The following is a 22,391-nucleotide window of genomic DNA, read 5'->3' as shown; positions in this document are numbered from 1 at the left end:
GACCGGAATTATCCCCGGCCGGGCTGGCCGTTTTTTAGCTGACCGATAAAAATATCCTGTGCAAGTAGCTGATTTTCTTCGTCTTTATCGCCTCGACGCCGAACTGCAAACCCTGAGCGCCCGCCTGCTGGCCGCGGCCCAGCCCGCCCACGCCGGGCAATCGGCCGACGAGGCGGCGCACGGCGGCGAGCTGCGCGTGCAGCTGCGCGGCCTGGTGGGCTCGCAAGATGCCGTGGTGGTGGCGGCCAGTGCCCACCACGCGCATCCCAACGTGTTCATTTTGCACGATAAGGATGAGGCGACGCTCTTTATGGCCGACCTGCGCCACCTGCTGCCCGACGGGCCGGAGGCGCTGCTCTTCCCCTCTTCCTACAAGCGGCCCTACGAGTTTGACGAGACGGAAAACGCCAACGTGCTCATGCGCGCTGAAGTACTCAACCAGCTGAATGCCAGCCGGGCACCGAGCGCGGCGGCATTGGACCGGGCGCCGCTCATCGTCACCTACCCCGAGGCGCTGAGCGAGAAGGTTATCAACCGCCAGAGCTTGGTGCAGAACACGTTTTCGGCCAAAGTGGGCGATAAGCTGGATGTAAGTTTTCTGGGTGAGCTGCTGGCGCAATACGACTTTGAGAAGTCGGATTTTGTGTACGAGGCGGGGCAGTACGCGGTGCGCGGCGGCATCGTGGATGTGTTCAGCTACGCCAATGAGCTGCCTTATCGCCTGGAGCTGTTTGGCGATGAGATTGAGAGCATCCGCACGTTCAACCCGGAGACGCAGCTTTCGGTGGAAACGCGCACGTCGGTGAGCATTATCCCCAATGTGCAGACCAAGCTGCTGCAGGAGCGCCGCGAGTCGTTTTTGGAGTTCCTGCCCCGCACCAGCTGCCTGTGGGTGAAGGACATGCGCCAAACGCTGGACGTGGTGACGGAGTTGTTTGACAAAGCCGAAAGCAACTTCAAGCGCCTGCTGGAAGAGGCCGGCGGCATGCAGATTGTGTCGAAGCCGGCTGACCTGTTTGAGGGGGGTAGGAGCCTGAAAAAGTGCCTCGATGAGTTTGCCATCGTGGAGTTTGGCAAGCGGTTTTACTTCAAAAACACGCAGGATTTTCAGTTTGCGGCCAAGCCGCAGCCGAGCTTCAACAAGGATTTTGACCGGCTGATGAAGAACATCCGGGAGAACAAAGTCCGGGATTTTACCACCATCATCGCGGCCGACTCGGTGCGGCAGGCCGACCGGCTGCGCACGATTTTCGACGAGCTGGACCCGAATGTGCAGTTTCAGCACCTGCTCATTGCCCTGCGCGAAGGCTACGTGGATGAGCGGCTGGGCCTGGCCGTGTACACGGACCACCAGCTATTTGAGCGCTACTACCGGGCGCAGGAAATCCGCAAGTTTTCCAAGAAAAAGGCCCTGACGCTGCGCGAGCTAAAGACCTTGCAGCCCGGCGACTACGTGACGCACCAGGACTACGGCATCGCGCGCTTCGCGGGCCTCACGCAGGTGGAGATGAACGGCCACGTGCAGGAAGCTATCCGGCTGGTTTACAGAGACGATGACGTGCTGACGGTGAGTATTCACTCGCTGCACAAGATTGCCAAATACAGCGGCGCGGAGGGCTCGCCGCCCACCATGAGCAAGCTGGGCTCGCCGGAGTGGGAGAACAAGAAAAAGTCGGTCAAGAAGAAGGTCAAAGACATTGCGGCCGACCTTATCCGGCTGTATGCCAAGCGTAAAACGGCGCCAGGCTTCGCTTTTTCGAAGGATGGCTTTATGCAGGCCGAGCTGGAATCAAGCTTCATTTGGGAAGACACGCCCGACCAGGCCAAGGCCACGGAGGACGTGAAAAACGACATGCAGCAGCCCCACCCCATGGACCGGCTCGTGTGCGGCGACGTGGGCTTTGGCAAGACGGAAGTGGCCATTCGGGCGGCCTTCAAGGCGGCGGCCGATGGCAAGCAGGTGGCGGTGCTGGTGCCTACTACCATCCTGGCGATGCAACACTACAAGACGTTTCGGGACCGGCTGGCCAACCTGCCGGTGACGGTGGAGTACATCAACCGCTTCAAAACGGCCAAGCAGATAAAGGAGACGATGGAGCGCGTGGCGGCGGGTAGGACCGATATTCTCATCGGCACGCACGCGCTTACCAATAAGAAGCTGCAATTCAAAGATTTAGGCCTACTGATTATTGACGAAGAGCAGAAATTTGGCGTCAAGACCAAGGACAAGCTCAAGGAAATAAAGGTGAACGTGGATACGCTCACGCTCTCGGCCACGCCGATACCGCGCACACTGCACTTTTCGCTGATGGGCGCCCGCGACCTGAGCGTGATTGCTACCCCCCCACCCAACCGCCAACCCGTGACGACGGAGCTGCAGGTGTTCGACGAAGTCATTATCCGCGACGCGATTGCGCGGGAATTGAAGCGCGGCGGCCAGGCCTTTTTCGTGCACAACCGGGTGAGTGACATTGAGGAGATGGCGGCCATGATACTGCGCCTCGTGCCTAACGCTCGCGTGACCTTTGCTCATGGCCAGATGGACGGCGACTCATTGGAAAAGCGCATGATGAAGTTCGTGGAAGGCGAGTACGACGTGCTGGTTTCGACCAACATTATTGAGAGCGGGTTGGATATTCCGAATGCTAATACCATCATTATCAACCGGGCGCACCTTACTGGCCTGAGCGACCTGCACCAGATGCGGGGCCGCGTGGGCCGCTCGAACCGCAAGGCGTACTGCTACCTGCTGACGCCGCCAGTGGCCAACCTGCCCTCGGATGCCCGCAAGCGCCTGCACACGCTGGAGGAGTTTTCGGACCTGGGGGCGGGCTTCAACGTGGCCATGCGCGACCTCGACATTCGGGGCGCGGGCAACCTGCTGGGCGGCGAGCAGTCGGGCTTTATCAACGACCTAGGCTATGAGGCTTACCACCAGGTGCTGGACGAGGCCGTACAGGAGCTAAAGGAAACCGAGTTCCGGGACTTGTTCCTGGGTGAAGGCACGGGCGGTACCAGCCAACAGCGCCTGCAAATGGCCGCCGGTGCGCTCAGTAACGGGCCCAAGGAAACGCAGATCGAAACTGACCTGCCGGTGCTCATCCCCGACACCTACGTCAACAACGTATCGGAGCGCTTGCAGCTCTACGCCAAGCTCGACCGCGCCCAGAAGCCCGAGGAGCTGGCCAAGTTGGTAGCCAGCATGACTGACCGCTTCGGGCCGCTGCCCGAGCAGGTGCAGCAGCTCGTGGACATCGTGAAGCTGCGCTGGCAGGCCGCCAAGCTTGGCCTGGAAAAGTTGACGCTGAAGCGCGAGACACTGCGCGCCTACCTGCCCGCCGGGCCGGGGCACGAGGCGTATTTCCAGGGCGAGCAGTTCGGGTTGATTCTCAATTTTGTGCAGACTCACCCGCGCACCGCCCGCATGAAAGACCAGAAGGACAAGCTGCAAGTGACGTTCGACGGCATCAGGGGGGTAGGGATGGCCCAGCAGCTGCTGGTGAAGCTGGGCGCCGCCGAAATGGTGCTGGCCTAGCCCCTTATCTTAGCCCATAAAAAGCACCGCACCGATGGACGTCAATCAGCGCTTCGACCAACTAGAGAGCCTGTTAGTGGACTTGGCCCGCAAGCAGGACCAGCAAGCCGAGCAGATAAAGCAGCTCATCACGGCCGTTACCCGGCAGGAAAAACGCCTAGACAGCATTGACCAGCGCCTTGAACGTATTGACCAGCGCCTTGACGGAATTGGCGAGCAGATTGGCGATATTATCAACATTTTTAAGCTATCGGAGGCGCGGCACACGCAGACTGAGCAGCGCCTTGATAAGCTAGCGGTTGAGATAAAGGAACAAGGCCGCCGGACCGACGAAACGATTCAGGTGCAAATGCAAATGCTGCAGCTCATGCGCGCCGGCAATGAGAAATCGGACGACCTGGTTCGCCGCCTCGCACCTCTCGAAGACCAGGAGCCGCGCCTCAAGCGCTTGGAAGACGAAGTTTTTCGGGCGGCCAGCTAGGCGCCCTACCCCCTGCAAAAAGCCCGGCGTGTCGCAGTGCGACACGCCGGGCTTTTTGTTGTGGCACAGTAGCTTACCGCGACTTGGGCGCCACGTAGATGGTGCTGCTGCCGCGGCTGGGCTGGCCGTTTAGGGTAATGCCCTCGGTGGCAATCTGGAAGTTGCCGCTGCCATCGGCGGTGTAGAAGAGGAACTCCGTCTGGCCGCTGGGACCGGTAGTCAGCTGCGGGTCCCAGAAGAGGGTGAGGCGGCGCGGGTCCATGGTGGGCGCGTTCATTACCGGGGCACCATAGCGGGGCTGGTAAAACTCCTGGGCGGCGTAGTAGCCCGGCACCTTCACAGTGAGAATGCCGGGGCTGGGCGCCAGTTGGTCGTTGCCCTTGTAGTTTTTATCGCCGCGCTTGGTATAGATGGCAATAACGCCACCATTGGCCCCGCTGCCGAAAATGGCCGCCTCGGGCCCTTTGAATACCTCCACGGCCTCCACTTGATTAGCCTGAATGCTGCTGACGAAGTCAATATCAATTCGTTGGCCATCAAGAATAAACAAGGGCGTGCCGCTCCCCCGTATCTGCACGCTCATATTGGGCGGGCTCCCCGACACAGTGAGGCCCGCTACCCGGCCTTGCAGCACCTGGAAGATATTCAGCCCCGACTGCGCCGACAGGTCATTGGCAAAGTCCACTACCGTATTGGCCACCACGCCGGGGTAGAGGCGGCGAGTATCATCGGGCGCTATCAACACCTTTTTGCCGGTTACGGCCACGTTGCCGAGTTGCACATTGCGCAGGGCCTCGCCGTCGGGGTTGTTCTGGCGCTCCTGCACCTGCTGCTGGCGGCTGCGACGCAGATAGTCGGCCACGGCGGGCGGGGCGGCGTTCAGGGCTGGCAGGGGGGGTAGGGGCGCGCCAAAGGTGGGCGGCCCCAGGTCGGGCCGAATAATGACGTTGCTGCCGCCCGATGTGCGCCGGGCCTGCAAGGTCACCACGGCCGTATCCTTGCCCGGAAAGCCGGTGAAGCGGAAGAGCCCCTGGGCATCGGTGCTGGCTGTGAGCACGCTGCGGTTGGGCTTGCTCTGGATGAAGGTGAGCTGGCTATTGGCAATGCCCGTCTGGCCCATGCCGGTTACCTGCCCGCTCAGCGTCACGCCCTGCTCGGCGCCGTACACCAGCAAGGGGGGGGTAGGGGCCAGCACCTCTTTCCACACGTAGCGGCGCCAACCCTGGGTAAGCAACAGATTATCAAGCGCCTGCGCCGTTTCAGGCGTAGAAGTCTGGAAATAATAGCCGGGGCTTTCCACGTAGCCCGCCAGGTCGGAAGTCAGCAGCAGGCTGGTGGCCACGTTGCCGCCGTCGGCGTCGAGGCTGGCGGCGCCGGCCTCGGCTACCGTTACCGAGAGGTGGGCGGCGGCGGGCTGGCCAGCGGCATCGGTCACCTGCACCTTCACGTGCACGGGGTCGTGGGGGGCGTAGGCGGCCTTATCGGGCGTGAGGGTCACGCGCAGGGCGGGCGGGCCGTTCAACACGAAAGCCAGGCGCTCGGCCTGCGGCACGCTTTGGGCATCAAACAAGGTAATGTGCAGAATACCATTGGGGTAGCGCGCCTTGCTCAGCTTCCAAGTTACGGGCGCGCCGTTGTCGGTGAGGGGCCGGGGTATCAGGCCCACGATGTAGCCGCGCACTTCGCTCAGCAGCATGGCCGGGCCGGGCACCGGGGCGCCGGGCGCGCCTTTGTAGCGCACTTCTACATTGTAGCTATCGCCGGCGTCGAGCACGCGCAGGGCGTAGCCGGTGGCCTGCACGGCGGGAAGGGGGTAGTCGGCGCTGCCGCCGTCGGGCAGCTTCACGCGGGCGTGGTAGCGCTGGCCGGCGGCGGGCGTAAAGCTCAGCCGCCCCATGCCCGCGTGCGTCGCGCCGAAGGCCGTCCCCACGGGCTTGTTCTGCTCATCAAGCACCTGCCCACTGATGCTGGCCCCGTGCCCGTTGGCCGCCACCGCCTTAAAGCCCACCGTGGCCGGCAAGCCCGCCACGAGGTTACCGCCTTCGGGAAAAAACTGCACATCGACCTTGCCCGCCACCACGGCTGCCTTGGTAGTGGCTTTGGCCGACGGGCGGGGGGTAGCGCCCCCAAAATCGTCGGGCTGGTTGGGGGCGGCGGGCCACACCTGCAGCTGCCGCTGAAAAACGTAGGCCGGGTTCACGTTGCGCATCCAAGTGGTGAAGGCGCGCAGCAGGTAAGTACCCGATTTGAGCGTATCGCTCAGCTCAATATCGCCGTAGGTGCGGCCGCCCGACAGGCGCAGGGTGCGGCGGGCCACCACCTGGCGCTGGGGCGAGAGTAGCTCTACGTGCAGCACCTTGCTCAGCGTATCGGGCTGGTGGCGCAGGGCATCGATTAGGTAGGCGCTGAACCAGATGGTTTCGCCGGTGCCGTAGGCCGGGCGGTCGAGGTGCAGGTAGGCCTTCTCGGGGCGCACCGTGGTGTAGTAGGCGCTCAGCTTTTCGGCAATGGCCTGGATGGGGTTGCCCTCGGTGGGGTAGCGAAACGCCAGCAGCCCCAGCAGGCCCGTCGCCGCCACTCCAAACGCCGCGATTTTTGGACGCATCCCTTTCAAATTACCTTTCATAGAAAAACCGTGTAACGCTCGCCTGCCTGCAAGCCTACGCCGGGCAGGGTGGCGAAAGTATGAACAGGAAAGAGAGCAACGGATAATCGTCTGTCATTGCGAGCCTGCGAAGCAATCGCACCAGAACGGTGGGCGAACGGCTCGTTCAGACTTCGTTCGGGTGCGATTGCTTCGCAAGCTCGCAATGACAGACGATTATCCGTTGCTTTTACGCGCTAGTCGCAGCCGTCGGGGCCGCACGCGGGGCCGTTGGCCAGCATAACGGGCTGGTTTTTAGGATGGCCTTCTTCCCACACCTTGCCCAGCACCTCGGCAAACACCTCGCTGGGCTGCGCGCCCGACACAGCGTACTTGTCTTCAAACACGAAGAAGGGCACGCCCTGCACCCCAATTTGCTGGGCCTCGTACTCGTCGCGGCGCACCTCGTTGGCATAGGTGCCGGCCTCCAGCGCCTGGCGGGCGGCCTCCGCATCGAGGCCGATTTCGGCGGCCAGGTTGATGAGTGTGTCCAGTTGGTTCAGGTCGCGGCCTTCGAGGTAGTAGGCGGCCATGAGGCGCTCCTTGGTGGCATCCTGCTTGCCCTGGTGGGCCCCGAAGTGGATGAGCTGGTGGGCCAGAAAGGTATTGGCCGGAATGGCTATATCAAATTGGTAATCAAGACCCACGGCCTTGGCGGCGTCGGTCATGTAGTCGTTCATGCGGCGGCCTTCGGCCTCGGGCACGCCTTTCTTTTTGGCCAGCGAGGCGTGGATGCTTTCGCCGGGGGTAGGCACAAAATTGGGCGTGAGCTGGAAGCTCTTCCACTCTACCTGCACGTCGTCGCGGTGGGCAAATTCGCCCAGCGCCTTTTCAAACTTACGCTTGCCGATGTAGCAGAACGGGCAAACTACATCGGACCAGATTTCAACTTTCATAAGACAAAAAAGCTAGTGAATACCAGAACAGCACGAAGCCACAAACGCGGTGAATTGTTTGCGGTTCGGGCATTCGGTAACACCCGGCCGGCCGTGGGCGTTCAGGGCCGCAATGGGGGGTAGGGCGTAACCTTCGGCCGGGCGGGCGGGTTAAAAGAGGACGTATTTTTTGCCAGCATTTACTTTAACTCATGGAATATCAGAAATTAGGCTCGTCCGACGTCAGCGTTTCGCGCATCACCTTTGGCAGCTGGGCGGCCGGCGGCTGGATGTGGGGCGGCACCGAGCAGAACGACGCCGTGGGCGCCATTCATGCTGCCTACGACCTCGGGGTGACCAGCATCGACACGGCGCCGGTGTATGGCATGGGCCTGAGCGAGCAGATTGTGGGCGAGGCCATCAAGAGCCTACCGCGCGACAAGGTGCAGATTTTGACCAAGTTTGGCATGCGCTGGGACCAGCCCAGGGGCGACTTCGCCATGAAAACCAAGGACAACCAGGGCCACGACCTCGACGTGTATAAGTACGCCAGCCGCGACAGCATCATCAAGGAATGCGAGGAAAGCCTGCAACGCCTGGGCACCGACTACATCGACCTCTACCAGCAGCACTGGCCCGACGTGACTACGCCCATCAGCGAAACGATGGAGGCCGTGCAGCGCCTCATGGAGCAGGGCAAGGTGCGCGCCGTTGGCGTCAGCAACTACTCGGTGGCCCAACTGGAGGAGGCCGAAAAGACACTGAAGCTGGCTTCCAACCAAATGCCGTTCAGCATGTTGCGCCGCGACATTGAAAAGGACGTGGTGCCGTACACGCAGCAGCACAACCTGGGCATTCTGGTCTACAGCCCCTTGCAGCTGGGCCTGCTGACCGGCAAAATCAAGCCCGGCCAGCACTTCGACGCGAGTGATTTGCGCAGCACCAACCGCCTGTTCAAGCCCGAGGCGGTGACCAAAGTCAACGACTTCCTGAACAAAATCCGGCCCCTGGCCGAAACCAAAAACGCCAGCCTCGGCCAGCTCGTGCTGGCCTGGACGCTGGCGCAGCCCGGCATCACGGTGGCGCTGGTGGGCGCTCGCAACCCCGAGCAAGCCACCCAAAACGCCAAGGCGATGGACGTGAAGTTGAGCTTCGAAGAGGTTGATTTTATCAACAAGCAACTGGCACAGGTGCAGGTGGGGTAAGGCAGCAAAGGCAAAAAAGAACGTCATGCTGAGCTTGTCGAAGCATCTCTACCGTTTCGTTGGGTTACTAACCCCAGCGGCGTGATAGAGATGCTTCGGTAAGCTCAGCATGACGTTCTTTTTTAATCGCTTTGCTACCCCCCTACTTTTGCGCTATGCCCCTACCCTACCGCCGCCTCGTCGTCAAAATCGGCTCCAACGTGCTCACCCAGGCCAACGGCCTGCCCGATGAGGACCGCATGGCCCAGCTGGTGAGCCAGATAGTGGGCCTCAAAAGCCAGGGCTGCGAGATTATCCTGGTGTCGTCGGGGGCGGTGGCGGCGGGGCGCAGCCTCATCATCCTACCCCCCAAGGCTGACGCGGTGCGCAGCCGCCAGCTGCTGGCCGCCGTGGGCCAGGTGAAGCTCCTGAGCCTGTACGCCGCGCTGCTGGCCCCGCACGGCCTGCTGGGCGCGCAGGTGCTGGTGACCAAGGAAGACTTTCGCGACCGCCAGCACTACCTGAACATGCGCAATTGCTTCCAGGAATTGCTCCAGCAAAACGTCATTCCCATTGTGAATGAGAACGATGTGATTTCGGTCACGGAACTCATGTTTACGGATAACGACGAGTTGGCGGGCCTGGTGGCCAGCATGCTCGATGCCGACGCCCTGCTGATACTCAGCAACGTAGACGGCATTTTCGACAGCGACCCCAGCCGGCCCAGCGCGCAAGTTATCCGGCACATTGCGCCGCACGACACCGGCTTTGCCGAGTTTATCACGGCCACGCGCTCGCAGTTTGGACGCGGTGGCATGCTCACGAAATGCTCCATCGCGCACAAAGTGGCCAGCCTGGGCATCAGCGTGCACATCGCCAATGGCAAAACGCCCAATATCCTGCCTAACATCTTGAATGATACGGCCATCAGCACCTGGTTTCAGCCCAGCAAGCGGGCCTCGCGCACCAAAAAATGGCTGGCCCATGCCCAAACCGCCCAGGCCACGGTGCACGTGAATGCCGGCGCCCGCACCGCGCTGCTGGCGGCCGGCCAAGCCACCAGCCTGCTGCCGGTGGGGGTAGTAAAAATTGAGGGCGAGTTTCAAAAGGGCGACCTCGTGCGCCTCGTGGATGAGGCCGGTCATGCTATCGGCCTGGGCCTGGCCGAGTACGGCGCCGACAAGGCCCGCGAGCGCCTGGGCCAGCACGGCCAGCGCCCACTGGTGCACTACGACTACCTATTCCTGACGACGGAGAATTAAGAAGCAAGCGCTTTAAGGAAATTTCTGAATGCTTCGGCTGACCTTTTTGCAGCTTGGGTAATATCTTATCTTTCAAGGCACTTCGTTTGGGCTAAGTTTGATGGGAAAGCTTATTCCTGCTATTTAGCCCCCGCTCATGCCCACCGCCAGCCGCCCGCTGCTCGTCAATGCCATCTGCCTTTATGTGGCGGCATTCCTGGCTACCATTATTACCCACGAAGTGGCCCACGCCGTAGTATCGGCCGGCCTGGGGGGTAGGCCGATTTTGTATAACACCTACGTTACGAATACCAACAAAAACCTCTCTGGGCTGGCGCAAGGCCTGGTGGCGGCGGCCGGGCCGCTCTGGAGCCTGGTGCAAGGCATGGGGCTACTGGGTTGGGCGCGGCGCAGCCAGGCACGCGGCCTCGGGGGCCTGCTAGGGCTGTTTGCGAGCGTGTTCGGAATAATCAATTTCTTTGGCTACCTGATGATTGCACCCTTGGTACCCGGTGGCGATACGGGCCAGCTGGTGGCTCTGCTGCACGTACCCGCCTGGGGGCAGTGGGCCGGGGCGGTGGCCGCCGCGCTGGTGCTGCTGTGGGTAATTGCGGGCACTGGTCCGCTGTTTCGGCGCTTGGTGCCGGCCGAGGCGCTGCCCGCGCTGGCTGCCATGCGGAGCCTGCTGCTCTGGCCCTGGCTGGTAGGCTCGGCGGTGCTGGTGGCGCTGGTGCTGCCCGTGCCCTACCCCTCCATTGTGGCCAACCTGGTGATGAGCCCCATGGTGCTGGGCCGGGCATTCCGCACTGGCATGCAGGCGGCAGCGGGCCCGGCCGGCGACTCCGGGCTGCTGCATTGGCAGTGGTGGCCGGTGCTGGCGGCGCTGTTCGGAGCCGTCGGGTTCTGGCTGCTGGGGCAGGGAGTGGCGCTGTAAATAACCGATGTTACGCAGTGGCTGTCCCTGGTGAGAGTCTAACGCAGCGTAACTCGCGCCAGGGGCCGCTAGAGCGTGGTGATGAAGATAAGTGGCCATAGCCAGCCGGTTACCAGTGAGCAACCCGTTCTTTGCAGCCAGGCCACCTGCTCACACCCAACGCTCATGTCCGTCTACTCTGCCTATTTTGTGGCGGCCCAGCGCGCCAGTCGGGCCCTGGCCACGGTACCCGCCACTACTACCGATGCCCTACTGCGCGACCTGGCCGACGCCCTGGTGGCCCGCACCGACGTGGTGCTGGCCGCCAATGCTCAGGACCTGGCCCGGATGCCCGCCACCGACCCGCGCCACGACCGCCTGCGCCTCACCCCCGAGCGCCTGGCCGCCATGGCTCAGGACCTGCGCAGCGTGGCCGCCCTCCCCTCCCCGCTAGGCGCGAAGCTGAGCGAGAAGACGTTGTCCAACGGCTTGCAGCTGAGTAAGGTGCGTGTGCCGCTGGGCGTGGTGGGCATCATTTACGAGGCGCGGCCCAATGTGACCATCGACAGCCTAGCGCTATGCCTGAAAACCGGCAACGCCTGCCTGCTCAAGGGCGGCTCCGACGCGGCGGCTTCTAATACGGCGCTTATCGAGGTAGCTGGGCCGGTGCTACTGCGCCACGGCCTGCCGCTGGCCGCCGCCACCCTCCTACCCCCCGAGCGCGCCGCCACCGAAGCCATGCTGCTGGCCGTGGGCCTGGTCGATGTGGTCATTCCGCGCGGCAGCCAGGGGCTAATAAACTACGTGCGGGAGAACGCCCGCGTGCCCGTTATCGAAACTGGGGCCGGCGTGGTGCACACCTACTTCGACGCGACCGGCGACCTGATCACCGGCGCGGCCATCGTGGCCAATGCCAAAACGCGCCGCGTGAGCGTCTGCAACTCCCTGGACTGCTTGCTGCTGCACGAAAGCCGGCTGGCCGACCTGCCCGCGCTGGTGGCCCCGCTGGCCGCCGCGCAGGTGCAGCTTTTCGCCGATGCGCCGGCCCTAGCGGCGCTGGCCGGCGCCTACCCCCCCGAATTGCTGGCAGCGGCCACGGAGGCGCATTTTGGCACCGAGTTTCTGGATTACAAACTGGCCATCAAGACCGTGCCCGACCTCGACGCGGCCCTCGACCACATTGCCCGCCACGGCTCGCGCCACAGCGAGGCTATTATCTCGGAAAACCAGGCGCATCTCGACACTTTTTTGCAGGTCGTGGATGCGGCGGCCGTGTACGCCAATGCCTCCACGGCTTTTACCGACGGCGGGCAGTTTGGGCTGGGCGCCGAAATCGGTATCAGCACTCAAAAGCTGCACGCCCGCGGGCCGATGGGCCTGGAAGAGCTGACCAGCTACAAGTGGCTAGTGCGCGGCACCGGGCAGGTGCGCACCTGATTATTAGGCTATAATCTTTAAAAAGAAAGTCATTCCGAGCTTGCCGAAGAGTCCCGCCCGCGTCGTGGCACCATATCCGAACGGCCCGCGCGAGATTCCTCGGCAAGCTCGGAATGACTTTCTTTTGGGAAGTTTTTTCTATAGAGAATATTGCAACCCAGTTATGTCCACCGTACCACCTACCCCCTCCTTTCGCGCCGTGCTCGAAGCCGGCGGCCCCAGCTTCATGCCCACCCAGCTAGTGGTGGTGCCTGAGGCGGCGTGGCAGGCGGTGGGCGGCCGGGCCACCAAGCGCGTCATTGCCACCCTCAACGGCCACGCCGAGCGCCTGGGGCTACTGCCACTGGAGGGCGGCGGGCGCTACCTGATGCTGCGCAAAACGCTGTGCCAGCAGCTCGGGCTGGCAATCGGCCAGGAAGTGGCCGTAACGCTGGCGCCCGACCCCAACCCCGACCACGTGGACCTACCCGATGAGCTGGCTGAAGCCCTCGCCGCTTGGCCCGAGGCCGAAACCGCCTTTCTGGCCCAAACTGGCGCTATGCGCCGAGCTATGGCCCGCAAGGTGGCCGACGCCAAGCGCCCCGAAACCCGCGCCCGCTACGCCGTGGAGTTGGCCGAGCGGCTGGCGCGAGGCGCGCATCCGTTTCGGGCCTAAAAGTCGTTCCAGGAGGTAATAGTCACTACCTGGCCGGGGCCATCGACCGTGAACTTGCACTGCTGAAAGCTGGGAGCCGCGAGGCGGGGCTTCACGTTGTTGGAAAACGCAAACGGCTCGGTCGGGATACCCAGGAAGTTCTTGTCGAGCTTGTTGTTATTGTTAAGGTCCTGGGTCAGAGCCACGGCCCACTCGCCGGGGGCCAGCTCCACGGGCACCGTAATCTCGTTTTTACCCTCGGGCTTCACAAACAGCCGAATGGCCATCTGCCCATCCTTTAGAAACTTATCGGGCTCGTTGTAGAAGTTGAGCTTTATCTGGGCCTGCGTGGAAGCCAGGTCCGACACCACAATCGTGACGAGCTGGGTAGCCGGGGCGGGCCGCGGGGCCGTTCCAGCGCTGAGTATGGAGCTACTCAGGAGAAGCGCGGTCAGGGGCAAAGCATTCATTGTAGGGCACTAAGCTAATGGCAGAGTACTGGCGTAAACTTATGAAGCAGCCTAAATCGTTCCTATCGGGGCCGGGCGGCCGGGCGGCGGGGCACGGTTTACCTTCGCGTATCCCACCCTACCCCCCTGCTGCGTATGCAAGCCTACTTCCGTCATTTTCAGCGCCTAGCCGAGGCGGGCGCCTACGCCGAGCTAGCCGAGCGGCCCCTTCCGAAACCCGAATTCTTTAACTGGACAACTGATATTCTGGAGGGCCTGCACGTGGCCGAGCGCCCCCACCAGCCAGCCCTGGTGCTGGCCGACGACGCGAGCAGCCAGGCCATTAGCTACGCCGAGCTGGCCGCCCACGCCAACCAGCTGCTCAACTTCTGGCGCGGGGCCGGGGTAGCGCCGGGCCAGGCCGTGCTGCTGATGGTGCCCGTATGCGCCGAGCTCTGGGATACCTACGTGGCCGGCATCAAGGGCGGACAGCTGCTGATACCGGCGGCCAGCATTCTCACGGTGAGCGACTTGGAATACCGCTTCAGCCGGCTGCTGCCCGCCGTGGTGATTGCCGACGCCGAGAACGCCGCCAAAATCGACGCCGCCGAGCAGGCCCTGGGCCAGCGCATTGGCCTCAAGATGCTGGTGGGCACCACCGAGCGGCCAGGCTGGGTAGGGTTTGCCGGCCTGGCCGGGCTGCCCGCCACCGCCGAGGCCGCCCCCACGCGGCCCGACGACCCGCTGTTTTTATTCTTCACCTCGGGCACCACCGGCCTACCCAAAGTGGTGACGCACACGCACTTTTCGTACCCCGTCGGCCACCTCAGCACCGCCGCCTGGATTGGGCTGCGGCCCGGCGACCGGCACTGCAACATTGCGCAGTCGGGCTGGGCCAAGTTTGCCTGGAGCAGCTTTTTTGCGCCGCTCAGCGTGGGCGCCACGCTGGTGGCCTACCAGGGCAGCGGGCGCTTTGCGGCGGAGCCGCTGCTGGCGGCGCTGGTGCGCGAGCGCGTCACCACGTTTTGCGCGCCGCCCACCGTGCTGCGCCTGCTGGTGCTCGAAAACCTGGCGCCCTACCCCTTCACTTTTCGCGAATGCGTGAGCGCCGGCGAGCCGCTAAACCCCGAAGTGATAGCGGCCTGGCAGCGCGGCACGGGCATTTTATTGCGCGATGGCTACGGCCAAACCGAGAGCACGGCCATGATATACAATCTGCCCGGCAGCGCCGTGCGCCCAGGCAGTATGGGCCAGCCGTCGTTTATGTACGACATCGTGATTGCTGACGATGAGGGTCGATTGCTGCCCGACCTGGCCGAAGGGCACATCGCGGTGCGCACCGATACGGGCCAGGCCAACGGCTTGTTCAAGGAATATTTTGGCGAGCCCGAGCGGGCGGCCAGCGTGTTTCGGCACGGCCTGTACTACACCGGCGACAAAGCCTACCGCGACCCCGACGGCTACCTGTGGTTTGTGGGCCGCGACGACGACGTGATAAAATCGAGCGACTACCGCGTGGGCCCGTTCGAGGTGGAGAGCGTGCTCATCGAGCACCCGGCCGTGGTGGAGGCCGCCGTGGTGGGCGTGCCGCACCCCATCAAGGGCCATGAAATCAAGGCTTTCGTAATTATCACCCCAGGCGCGGCCCCTACCCCCGCGCTGGCCCGCGAGCTGTTTGGCTACGGCCGCGCCCACCTCGCGCCCTACAAAATGCCCCGCGTGCTGGAGTTTGTGGCCGAGCTACCCAAGACCATCAGCGGCAAAATCCGGCGCGTGGAGCTACGCGCCCGCCCCAGCGGAGAAGGGGGGGGTAGGGAGGAATTTTTCTATGAAAAAGAGCCGAGCTAACGCAGCGCTGCCAAACCCTCGCAGAAGTACCGGAAGCTGGGCGAGGCATTGCGGGCCGGGTCGAGGTGCCGGCTGATGTCGGTGGCCCATTGGCTTTTGCGCTTGCCAGCGGCGAAGTAGCGGCCTTGCTTGAGCACCGCCCACAGCGTTTCATTGGGTTTGGGCAGGCTGTCGGGGTCACGCACTATGCCCTTGAAATGCGGGGCCTTTACGCCGGGGTAGGCGGCTATAATAGCGGCGCGGTCGCCCAGCCACCAGGCTTCCAGCTCTTGCACGGCGATGGGCGTGAAGACATGAAAAGGCTGGTCGGGACCCGCCGTGCGCCGCGTGAGCAGACCGGCTTCGGCCGCTTTTTCTTCCACGCTGGCTTTGCGACGGGTACAAATACCGTCGCCGTCGAGCAAAATCACTATCCGCAGGTCGGTTTCGCCCTCGCGCATAATGCGGCGGTGGTAGCCGCGCAACAGCACACGCAAATCGCCTAACAGGTCTTGCCAGCCGTCGAAAGGCCGCACCCGAAATGCGCAGCCAGCCGGCAGCAGGCGCGGCAACAATACCTCTAGCGCTGCCTGGGCCGATGGCTCTTCCACCAGAAACTCTACGCGCATAACTACTTGCTGGCCAGCGGCGAATCGAGCGGATTTCCCACATCAAAGAAATTGCGGGCCCACAGGTAGCCCAGCGGTGAGCCTTCCTCTACCATTGCCGGAATGCCGGGCAGGTCGGCCGTGCGCGTGGCTTGGGTATAGCCATCGGGCCCGCGGTGCAAAATCCAAACTTGCTCGGGCGCCAGGGCGTTAAGCAGCGCGGGCGAGTGCGTGGCTACCAGCAACTGCCGCGTTTCGGAAGCTGTAATCAGCTCCTCGGCCAAGCGGGGTAGCAGCTGCGGGTGCAGCTCATTTTCGGGCTCTTCGATGCCCAGCAGGCCCGTCGCGTTCGGCTCGTAGAGCAGCGTGAGCAAGGCGGCCAGCCGCATGGTGCCACCCGACATGTACTGCGCCGGCAGCGGCTTCTCAAACGGCCCATCCTTAAAACGCAGCAGCAGGCGCTCGTCGCTGGTTATTTCGGGCACAATATCAGCTAGTTGGGGCACCCAGCGCCGCAGCTGTGCCGTTATTCTAGCGAGGGTTTCGGGGTGCCGCTCGTGCAGGTAGTAGAACACATTAGGCAGGTTGTCGCCGTTGGGCGAGAGCTTCTCGCGTGGGCCCGCGTCGGAGTAGCCTTTAAGGTGATCGTCGGTGAGGTGAAAGAGGCGGTAGGAGCTAATTAATTTATCAAAAACAACTGCCTTTTCCTTTAAAGGATTATCAAATGAAATTAGAATTTCTACTGAATTGGTTTGCGAACGCGCAGTGCCATTACCATCAAAAACTGATTCCAAGTCATTATCAAACGCACTTTCAGGCACTTCTTCATTTTCCTTTATTTTGAAGATTTCAAAGTGTGAATACCAACCTTGAGACTTTGATAGCACATAGGCCACCTGCGCTTTACCTACTCCATTTTTTTCAATAAACTTCTCATTTAGAATGAACAGTTCGCCAGCGCTCTCTTGTATTGACAAAGAATAATCTAATGAGTAATCATACAAATCATTTATAATTGTTACCTTAAACTCAATATTTTCCTCACTCCCCCGCGTTCGCATTCCGCGAAACCGGTCGCGCTTTTCCCAAGCTGCTTGCATATTCCCCCGCACGGCTTCAGCCAGAAAATCCAAGGCATCCAGCACGGTGCTTTTACCGCTGCCATTAGGGCCGATGAGTACCGTGAGCGGCGTGAGGTCGCGAAATTCCACGTCGCGCAGGGCGCGGTAGTTCTTGATGCGCAAATAGGTGAGGCGGGGAACGGTCGAACTAGAATCGGGCATACAACGCAGCTTTTTCACAAAGTAAGCCAGTCTGGCAAGTACCCCCGCCGCTGACAGTACACAGCCTACCCTAACGCCCACGAAGAAGGCCCGCAACTAACGCTGCGGGCCTTCTTCGTGGGTGAGAGCAACTACTTTTTCTCGACCGGAAATTTGTCCAGAATATCTTTGGCTGAGGCGCTGAACTCGCGGCCCAGGCGGCCGGGGTCGTCTACCGGGTCGGCCATCGAGCCGCGCCACACGAGGTTGTTGGTGCGGCGGTCGATAAAGTCAATTATCAGCGTGCCCTCGGTATACTGCTCGGTATGCGACGTTTGGTAGTAGGCAGGCGAATAGTAGTAGCCGTAGTTGATGGGCAGGAAGGCCCCGCGGTAACCCACGGAGTAGGGGTAGGCAAAGCCCGCGCCGGGGTAGCTATTGTTATACACCGTGCGCTCAGCTTCATCAACGTAGGTGTGGGTAGTAACCAACAGGTCGGGGCTGTTTTCTACCTGCCGCAGGCCACGTTTGGTGAGCTCGCCGGCAATGGCCTGCTTGATGTGGTCCTGGGCGATGGGGCTGTTCAGCAGCGGGTTTTGGTTGCCGTTGGTTTTTACTTTCGTATCGGCAAAGTCGAAGGTGCGGTACTTGCTAAAGTTGACATTATCGCGCTGCTCTACATTAACGCCGGAGGTACAGGCGCTTAGCCCGCCGCCCAACGCGAGAGCGAGGCCTAACAGAATTTTTTTCATGGAAAAGGAAGGTAGGGAAGAGTAGAAGTATGCTACATACCGCTTATTGCACGCTGGGGTTATGGTTGAGCTTGGCTGAACGCGCGGCGCGGCGCGGCCGTATTGACCGGTAGAAGCTCCTGAGAAGGGGTAGGCGCACGCATCTTTACCTTATGGAAGGACTCACGAAAATCGCAGACCTGGGCAAGCCCCGCGTCGTCATCGTTGGTGGCGGCTTCGGGGGGCTGGCCCTGGCCAAGTCGCTGGCCGACGCCCCGGTGCAGGTAGTACTCATTGATAAGCTGAACTACCATGCCTTTCAACCCCTACTCTACCAAGTAGCTACGGCGGGGCTGAATGCCGACAGCATCGTGTCGCCGTTCCGTAAAATCCTGACTGAGCAGGAGAATTTTTACTTCCGCATGGCCGAGGTGCTGTCCATCGATGCCACGGCGCAGGTGGTGGAGACTTCCATTGGCCTGCTGCGCTTCGACTACCTGGTGCTGGCCACCGGCACTACCTCCAACTACTTTGGCGACAAGCTGATGGAGAAAACCTCCATCAGCCTCAAGAGCGTGAGCGATGCCATTGAGCTGCGCAATACGCTGCTCTCCAACTTTGAGCAGGCGCTGCAAATCGGCGATGTGGAGCAGCTCAACAGCCTGCTCGACTTCGTGATTGTGGGCGGCGGCCCTACCGGCGTCGAAATGGCCGGCGCGCTGAGCGAGCTGCGGGCCCACGTGTTTCCGCGCGATTACCGCGAGCTCGACCTCAAGCAGATGGACATTCACCTCATCCAGAGCGGGCCGGTGCTGCTCAAGGGCATGTCGGCCGAGGCTTCGGCGCACGCGCTCAAGTACCTGGAGGAACTGGGCGTACGGGTGTGGCTCGACAACCGCGTGACCTCGTACGACGGCTACACGGTAACGCTGAAAAGCGGTGAGCGGCTCATCACGCGCACGCTTATTTGGGCGGCGGGCGTCACGGGCGCGCCCATCGCCGGCCTCGACCCGGCCGCGCTCCTCAAGTCGAACCGCTACCAAGTCAACGAGTTCAACCAGGTGAAGGGCTACAACCACGTATTTGCCATCGGCGACATTGCCCAGATGGCCACGCCGACCTACCCCGAAGGCCACCCGCAGGTGGCGCAGCCGGCCATTCAGCAAGGCGAGCTGCTGGGCGACAACCTCAAGCGGGTGCTTAGCCAACAGCCCATGCAGCCCTTTCACTACGAGGATAAGGGCACGATGGCCACTATTGGCCGGCACCGCGCAGTGGGTGATATTCAGCTCTTTGGCAAGCAATACCACATCACGGGCTGGCTAGGCTGGCTGGCCTGGAGCTTCGTGCACGTGCTGGCCTTGGTGAGCTTCCGCAACCGCCTGTCGGTATTCCTGGCCTGGGGCTGGAATTACCTCACCCAAGACAAAGGCATGCGCTACATCATTGGCAAGGCCAAGGCGCCAATTAAGGAAAAAGAGGTCGATGTGAAGGCCATCGTCTGACCAGCCGCATAGCTTTGAAACGACCCTACCCCCTCGTTTCGGCGCCGTGTCTGTTCGCGCAGCCGACCCAACCCAAACCGACTCACAGGCGCACATTGAAGGCCAGCGGCTGCACTACCAACTGCTGCAAGTAGCTGCTGTACGCTACCCGCACGCCCGCCTCAACGGGTGTGCGCAGGTGAAAGACGTTGAAAAGGGCCATGAAATCGACGCCCCCGTCGCGGTAGTTTTGGTAGAGGCGGGTAGGAACGAGCGGGCCGCCGGCCGTGAGGCGAAGCGGCACCACGCTGCTGCCCTGGGCGAGGTCGAAAAACGCGGTGGCCCGCAGGCGCTGCACGTACAGCACCCGCCCCACCGACCAGTGCACGAAGGCCAGCGGCAGGCTGTAATCGACGCTACCCACCGCCAGCCGGTCGAAGCTGACGTAGGTTGTTTCGGCCCGCGGAAAGGAAATTGCCGCCGCGAAATTGTATTGATTCTGCTGTTGATATTGGAAGCCGCCCCGCAGCCGTAGCGCGTGGTGCTTGCCCAGCCCCGGCAGGTATACCGACGATTGCACGCCCACCTGGCTGGCTTGCAGGCTGGTGCCGAAGGGCGTGGTGCGGTAGGTAGCCAGCAGCGTGGCCCCGCCGCGCGGCGCCACGTCGCGGGCGCTCTGCTTGAGCTGGCTGGCGTAGCTCAGCGAGGTTTGGATGGCGTGGAGGGGGCCAGTAATCCCAGTTTCATTTTTGTTGCGGAAGGTCGGGGTGTAATTAAAAACCCGCTCGTGCAGGTAGTACCCGCCCACCGTGAGCGCCTGCAGGTACTTGGAGCGCGTGAGCACCAACGGCAGGCGGACGCCGGCTAGCAGCCGTGCGTATTGCCACTGGGTGCCGCGCAGGCTATCGAGCGGCGCGGCCCGGTCAAAGTAGCGCGCCGCGTTGCGCCCGCCGTAGGTGGCTTCCACGTCGAGCACGGGGTAGCGGCCCTGGTAGCTGAGTGCGCCGGTGGCAGCCAGCGTGCGCTCGGTCTGGTTGTAGCCCAGGCCCGCGAAGAGCTGGGTGGTGCTCAAAAAATCCTGTGAGCGCGCGCCCACTGTCACGCCGCTGCCGTCGGGACTCTGCACCACGCCGTAGCTAAAAACGCGAAAAGCGTGGGCCAGCGGCCGGTAGCGCCGCACCCCGTAGCGCGGCCCCGCCGAGTCGGGCGAGGCCAGCAGCGCCGTAATGCGCGCCGCGCCCGGCTCACCGGCCGCCAGGGCAGCGGTGTAGGGCTCGGGCGCATCGGTGAGCGCGGGGGTGGGTAGGGCGGTCCAGGTGCTGGGGTTGAGCGGCATTTCGACCACGCGGGCGCCGGTGGCGCGGTAGTCGTGCAGGGCCAGGTGCTGCCCATCGGGGCTTATAGCCGCGTGGTAGGCGCCGAAGGGCCGGTTCGTCACCTGGTATGTCTGCTTGGTGCTGTAATTGACGGCGTAAATATTATCCACCCCCGACTGCGGCGAGTTATACAGCACGTATTCGCCCCACAATTGCGGGTTGGCCAAATTCACATTCGCCACCGGCAAGATATTGACCTCCAGCCCACTGGTGGGCTCAATTAGCTGCAAGGTCTTGCCGGCCGCGCTCAGCGCTACCGTCACGATGGCCTGGCCGCTCGGCGACCAGCGCGGCTGCTGGTAAAAGTCGTTGCGTGGGTTGGGCAGCGTGCGAATAACGCTGCCCGTAGCGGCGTCAATAATAACTAGCGCGTGGTGGTAGGCCTCATCGGTGCGCACGGCCACCAGCTGGCGGCCATCGGGCGAGAGGGCGGCGGCGGCGTAGCGCTGGTTTTTGCCCACGCGGGTGAGGCGGCCGGTGGCCAGGTCCAGCACTTTCAGCTCGGAGTAGATGCGCTGGCCCCAGCGCGGGTCCTGCCGAAACTCGGGCCACACCACCTTGCCCCCGCCCACCGACAGCAGCTGCGGAATATTCTGCAAGCCCAGCGTAAACACGCGCTTTTCGCGGCCGTGGCGGCCCAGCAGCACCAGTTGCGCAATGTCGCCGAGGCCGCTTTTCAGGGCCACCACGGTGCTATCGTTCACATACTGCGGAAACTGGTACTGCGTAAACACCCGCGTGTTGGCCTGCCCGGCCAGCTCGCGCACGGCGGAGGGGGTAGGGCGCGCCGCCTGCTGGGCGCGCCAGGTCGAGTCCAGCTCGCGCATAGTGCGGGCATAGAGGTCCTCCACGCGCAGGCCGGTAGTGCGGCGCAGGCCGTTGGAAAACGAGAACGGATAGAACGGAAAACGGTAGTACTGGTCCAGCACCCGGCCCCACACGGCAGGGCCGTAGTGCGCTTTGGCGTAAGACGTTAGGTAGTAGCCCAGCACGTACCAGTCGGGCACGTTGTCGCGCAGCGAGCCGTTCACCGCCTTTTGGTAAGTATACAGCCGGCCGTTCAGCAAATTGGCCCGCAGGCCCAGGCCGAAGTACGGAATGCGCCCGCGCCCGCTGCGCGTAAGGGCCGTTTCGGAGCCCACCGCGTCGCCCTCAAAAAACCACTGCGGCACGCCCACCGCCGCCACGCCCAGCCCGCCATCGCCGAGCAGCGGCACCACGGCCCGCCCTACCCCCTGCCGCGCCTTGTCAAACTGATTGACGTGCCGAAACTCGTGCACCACCAGCCCGTCGAGCCAGTCCACGGTGCCGAGGCCCTGGCCTTGGTCGGGGGTCGTGAAAAACTCGGCGTGGCGCGGCAAAAACGTCACGAACGCATTGCTCACGGTCGTCTGGTTTTGCAGCACCACCGCGATGGGCGGCGCCTGCACGCCCAGCGTGCTGCCCTCGGGGCCGTGCACGGCCTCCAGCCGCCCGGCCGTGCGCTGGGCCGCCGAGTCCATGCCGACGGGGTACAGCACCCGAAAGTGCGGGCTGCGCAGCTCCTGCCAGCGCAGCGCGGCCGGATTCTGGCTAATAATGGGCAGGCTCTGGGCCCAAACCCGCTCGCCCGTGGCGCAACTTATGACCAACGCCAGCAGCAATTTTCGCATGGGGCAATTTACTGCTAACAGCCCCGGTAAAAACAAATGATGTTGGTACATGATTTAA

General features: G+C 62.6%; 16 protein-coding genes. 9 read left to right on the top strand and 7 right to left on the bottom strand.

Features of this window, described 5'->3' with window-relative positions:
• Positions 1–58: 58 nt before the first annotated feature.
• On the top strand, positions 59–3,535 hold the full coding sequence (gene mfd, locus E4631_RS08240) for a transcription-repair coupling factor (protein WP_133659627.1): 3,477 nt from the start codon (positions 59–61) through the stop codon (positions 3,533–3,535).
• A gap of 34 nt (positions 3,536–3,569) precedes the next feature.
• Entirely contained in the window at positions 3,570–4,016 is a 447-nt protein-coding gene (locus tag E4631_RS08235; protein WP_133659626.1) for a hypothetical protein, read from the top strand.
• Between the two features lie 73 nt (positions 4,017–4,089).
• Here E4631_RS08235 and E4631_RS26920 read toward each other — a convergent pair whose 3' ends face one another.
• Positions 4,090–6,642 (bottom strand): TonB-dependent receptor plug domain-containing protein, encoded by a 2,553-nt coding sequence (locus E4631_RS26920; protein ID WP_133659625.1) that lies wholly within the window; start codon positions 6,640–6,642, stop codon positions 4,090–4,092.
• A gap of 215 nt (positions 6,643–6,857) precedes the next feature.
• Positions 6,858–7,556: a DsbA family oxidoreductase gene (locus tag E4631_RS08225; protein ID WP_133659624.1), complete on the bottom strand. Its 699-nt coding sequence runs from the start codon at positions 7,554–7,556 to the stop codon at positions 6,858–6,860.
• A 191-nt stretch (positions 7,557–7,747) separates the two neighbouring features.
• Here E4631_RS08225 and E4631_RS08220 point away from each other — a divergent pair, with 191 nt between their 5' ends.
• The 5 genes from E4631_RS08220 to E4631_RS08200 all read left to right on the top strand — a co-directional run bounded on the left by E4631_RS08220 (position 7,748) and on the right by E4631_RS08200 (position 12,965).
• On the top strand, positions 7,748–8,740 hold the full coding sequence (locus E4631_RS08220; RefSeq protein WP_133659623.1) for an aldo/keto reductase: 993 nt from the start codon (positions 7,748–7,750) through the stop codon (positions 8,738–8,740).
• A gap of 155 nt (positions 8,741–8,895) precedes the next feature.
• On the top strand, positions 8,896–9,981 hold the full coding sequence (proB, locus tag E4631_RS08215; RefSeq protein ID WP_133659622.1) for a glutamate 5-kinase: 1,086 nt from the start codon (positions 8,896–8,898) through the stop codon (positions 9,979–9,981).
• A 136-nt stretch (positions 9,982–10,117) separates the two neighbouring features.
• On the top strand, positions 10,118–10,894 hold the full coding sequence (locus E4631_RS08210) for a hypothetical protein (protein WP_133659621.1): 777 nt from the start codon (positions 10,118–10,120) through the stop codon (positions 10,892–10,894).
• 165 nt (positions 10,895–11,059) lie between these two features.
• Complete coding sequence (locus tag E4631_RS08205; protein WP_133659620.1) at positions 11,060–12,310, top strand: glutamate-5-semialdehyde dehydrogenase; 1,251 nt, start codon at positions 11,060–11,062, stop codon at positions 12,308–12,310.
• Positions 12,311–12,473: 163 nt separating this feature from the next.
• Positions 12,474–12,965 (top strand): YdeI/OmpD-associated family protein, encoded by a 492-nt coding sequence (locus E4631_RS08200; protein ID WP_133659619.1) that lies wholly within the window; start codon positions 12,474–12,476, stop codon positions 12,963–12,965.
• On the opposite strand, the gene E4631_RS08195 is transcribed toward E4631_RS08200, so the two are convergent.
• On the bottom strand, positions 12,962–13,414 hold the full coding sequence (locus E4631_RS08195) for a DUF2141 domain-containing protein (RefSeq protein ID WP_133659618.1): 453 nt from the start codon (positions 13,412–13,414) through the stop codon (positions 12,962–12,964). The two genes, E4631_RS08200 and E4631_RS08195, sit on opposite strands and share 4 nt — an antisense overlap.
• 135 nt (positions 13,415–13,549) lie before the next feature.
• On the opposite strand from E4631_RS08195, the gene E4631_RS08190 reads away from it, so the two are divergent.
• Positions 13,550–15,241 carry an AMP-binding protein gene (locus E4631_RS08190; protein ID WP_133659617.1) on the top strand — a complete coding sequence of 564 codons (1,692 nt, stop codon included), beginning with the start codon at positions 13,550–13,552 and terminating at the stop codon, positions 15,239–15,241.
• Here E4631_RS08190 and E4631_RS08185 read toward each other — a convergent pair.
• The 3 genes from E4631_RS08185 to E4631_RS08175 all read right to left on the bottom strand — a co-directional run bounded on the left by E4631_RS08185 (position 15,238) and on the right by E4631_RS08175 (position 17,842).
• Positions 15,238–15,849: a DUF4276 family protein gene (locus E4631_RS08185; RefSeq protein WP_133659616.1), complete on the bottom strand. Its 612-nt coding sequence runs from the start codon at positions 15,847–15,849 to the stop codon at positions 15,238–15,240. The two genes, E4631_RS08190 and E4631_RS08185, sit on opposite strands and share 4 nt — an antisense overlap.
• A 2-nt stretch (positions 15,850–15,851) precedes the next feature.
• Positions 15,852–17,111 (bottom strand): AAA family ATPase, encoded by a 1,260-nt coding sequence (locus E4631_RS08180; protein ID WP_133659615.1) that lies wholly within the window; start codon positions 17,109–17,111, stop codon positions 15,852–15,854.
• Between the two features lie 131 nt (positions 17,112–17,242).
• The gene (locus E4631_RS08175) at positions 17,243–17,842 is read right to left on the bottom strand and encodes a DUF4136 domain-containing protein (protein ID WP_133659614.1); all 600 of its coding nucleotides are present in this window, start codon (positions 17,840–17,842) and stop codon (positions 17,243–17,245) included.
• 152 nt (positions 17,843–17,994) lie between these two features.
• Here E4631_RS08175 and E4631_RS08170 point away from each other — a divergent pair, with 152 nt between their 5' ends.
• Positions 17,995–19,326: an NAD(P)/FAD-dependent oxidoreductase gene (locus tag E4631_RS08170; RefSeq protein ID WP_133659613.1), complete on the top strand. Its 1,332-nt coding sequence runs from the start codon at positions 17,995–17,997 to the stop codon at positions 19,324–19,326.
• A gap of 82 nt (positions 19,327–19,408) precedes the next feature.
• On the opposite strand, the gene E4631_RS08165 is transcribed toward E4631_RS08170, so the two are convergent.
• Positions 19,409–22,333 (bottom strand): hypothetical protein, encoded by a 2,925-nt coding sequence (locus E4631_RS08165; protein WP_133659612.1) that lies wholly within the window; start codon positions 22,331–22,333, stop codon positions 19,409–19,411.
• Between the last annotated feature and the right edge of the window lie 58 nt (positions 22,334–22,391).

It is taken from the genome of Hymenobacter sp. UV11 (genome assembly GCF_004684095.1).
Taxonomy (GTDB): domain Bacteria; phylum Bacteroidota; class Bacteroidia; order Cytophagales; family Hymenobacteraceae; genus Hymenobacter.
This window is presented reverse-complemented; position numbering and strand designations above follow the sequence as displayed.

Bases quoted from the DNA above. Each gene is read 5' to 3' on its own strand.
- E4631_RS08235 (WP_133659626.1), top strand. From the start codon at position 3,570: ATGGACGTCAATCAGCGCTTCGACCAACTAGAGAGCCTGTTAGTGGAC.
- E4631_RS26920 (WP_133659625.1), bottom strand. From the start codon at position 6,642: ATGAAAGGTAATTTGAAAGGGATGCGTCCAAAAATCGCGGCGTTTGGA.
- E4631_RS08225 (WP_133659624.1), bottom strand. From the start codon at position 7,556: ATGAAAGTTGAAATCTGGTCCGATGTAGTTTGCCCGTTCTGCTACATC.
- E4631_RS08220 (WP_133659623.1), top strand. From the start codon at position 7,748: ATGGAATATCAGAAATTAGGCTCGTCCGACGTCAGCGTTTCGCGCATC.
- proB (WP_133659622.1), top strand. From the start codon at position 8,896: ATGCCCCTACCCTACCGCCGCCTCGTCGTCAAAATCGGCTCCAACGTG.
- E4631_RS08210 (WP_133659621.1), top strand. From the start codon at position 10,118: ATGCCCACCGCCAGCCGCCCGCTGCTCGTCAATGCCATCTGCCTTTAT.
- E4631_RS08205 (WP_133659620.1), top strand. From the start codon at position 11,060: ATGTCCGTCTACTCTGCCTATTTTGTGGCGGCCCAGCGCGCCAGTCGG.
- E4631_RS08200 (WP_133659619.1), top strand. From the start codon at position 12,474: ATGTCCACCGTACCACCTACCCCCTCCTTTCGCGCCGTGCTCGAAGCC.
- E4631_RS08195 (WP_133659618.1), bottom strand. From the start codon at position 13,414: ATGAATGCTTTGCCCCTGACCGCGCTTCTCCTGAGTAGCTCCATACTC.
- E4631_RS08190 (WP_133659617.1), top strand. From the start codon at position 13,550: ATGCAAGCCTACTTCCGTCATTTTCAGCGCCTAGCCGAGGCGGGCGCC.
- E4631_RS08185 (WP_133659616.1), bottom strand. From the start codon at position 15,849: ATGCGCGTAGAGTTTCTGGTGGAAGAGCCATCGGCCCAGGCAGCGCTA.
- E4631_RS08180 (WP_133659615.1), bottom strand. From the start codon at position 17,111: ATGCCCGATTCTAGTTCGACCGTTCCCCGCCTCACCTATTTGCGCATC.
- E4631_RS08175 (WP_133659614.1), bottom strand. From the start codon at position 17,842: ATGAAAAAAATTCTGTTAGGCCTCGCTCTCGCGTTGGGCGGCGGGCTA.
- E4631_RS08170 (WP_133659613.1), top strand. From the start codon at position 17,995: ATGGAAGGACTCACGAAAATCGCAGACCTGGGCAAGCCCCGCGTCGTC.
- E4631_RS08165 (WP_133659612.1), bottom strand. From the start codon at position 22,333: ATGCGAAAATTGCTGCTGGCGTTGGTCATAAGTTGCGCCACGGGCGAG.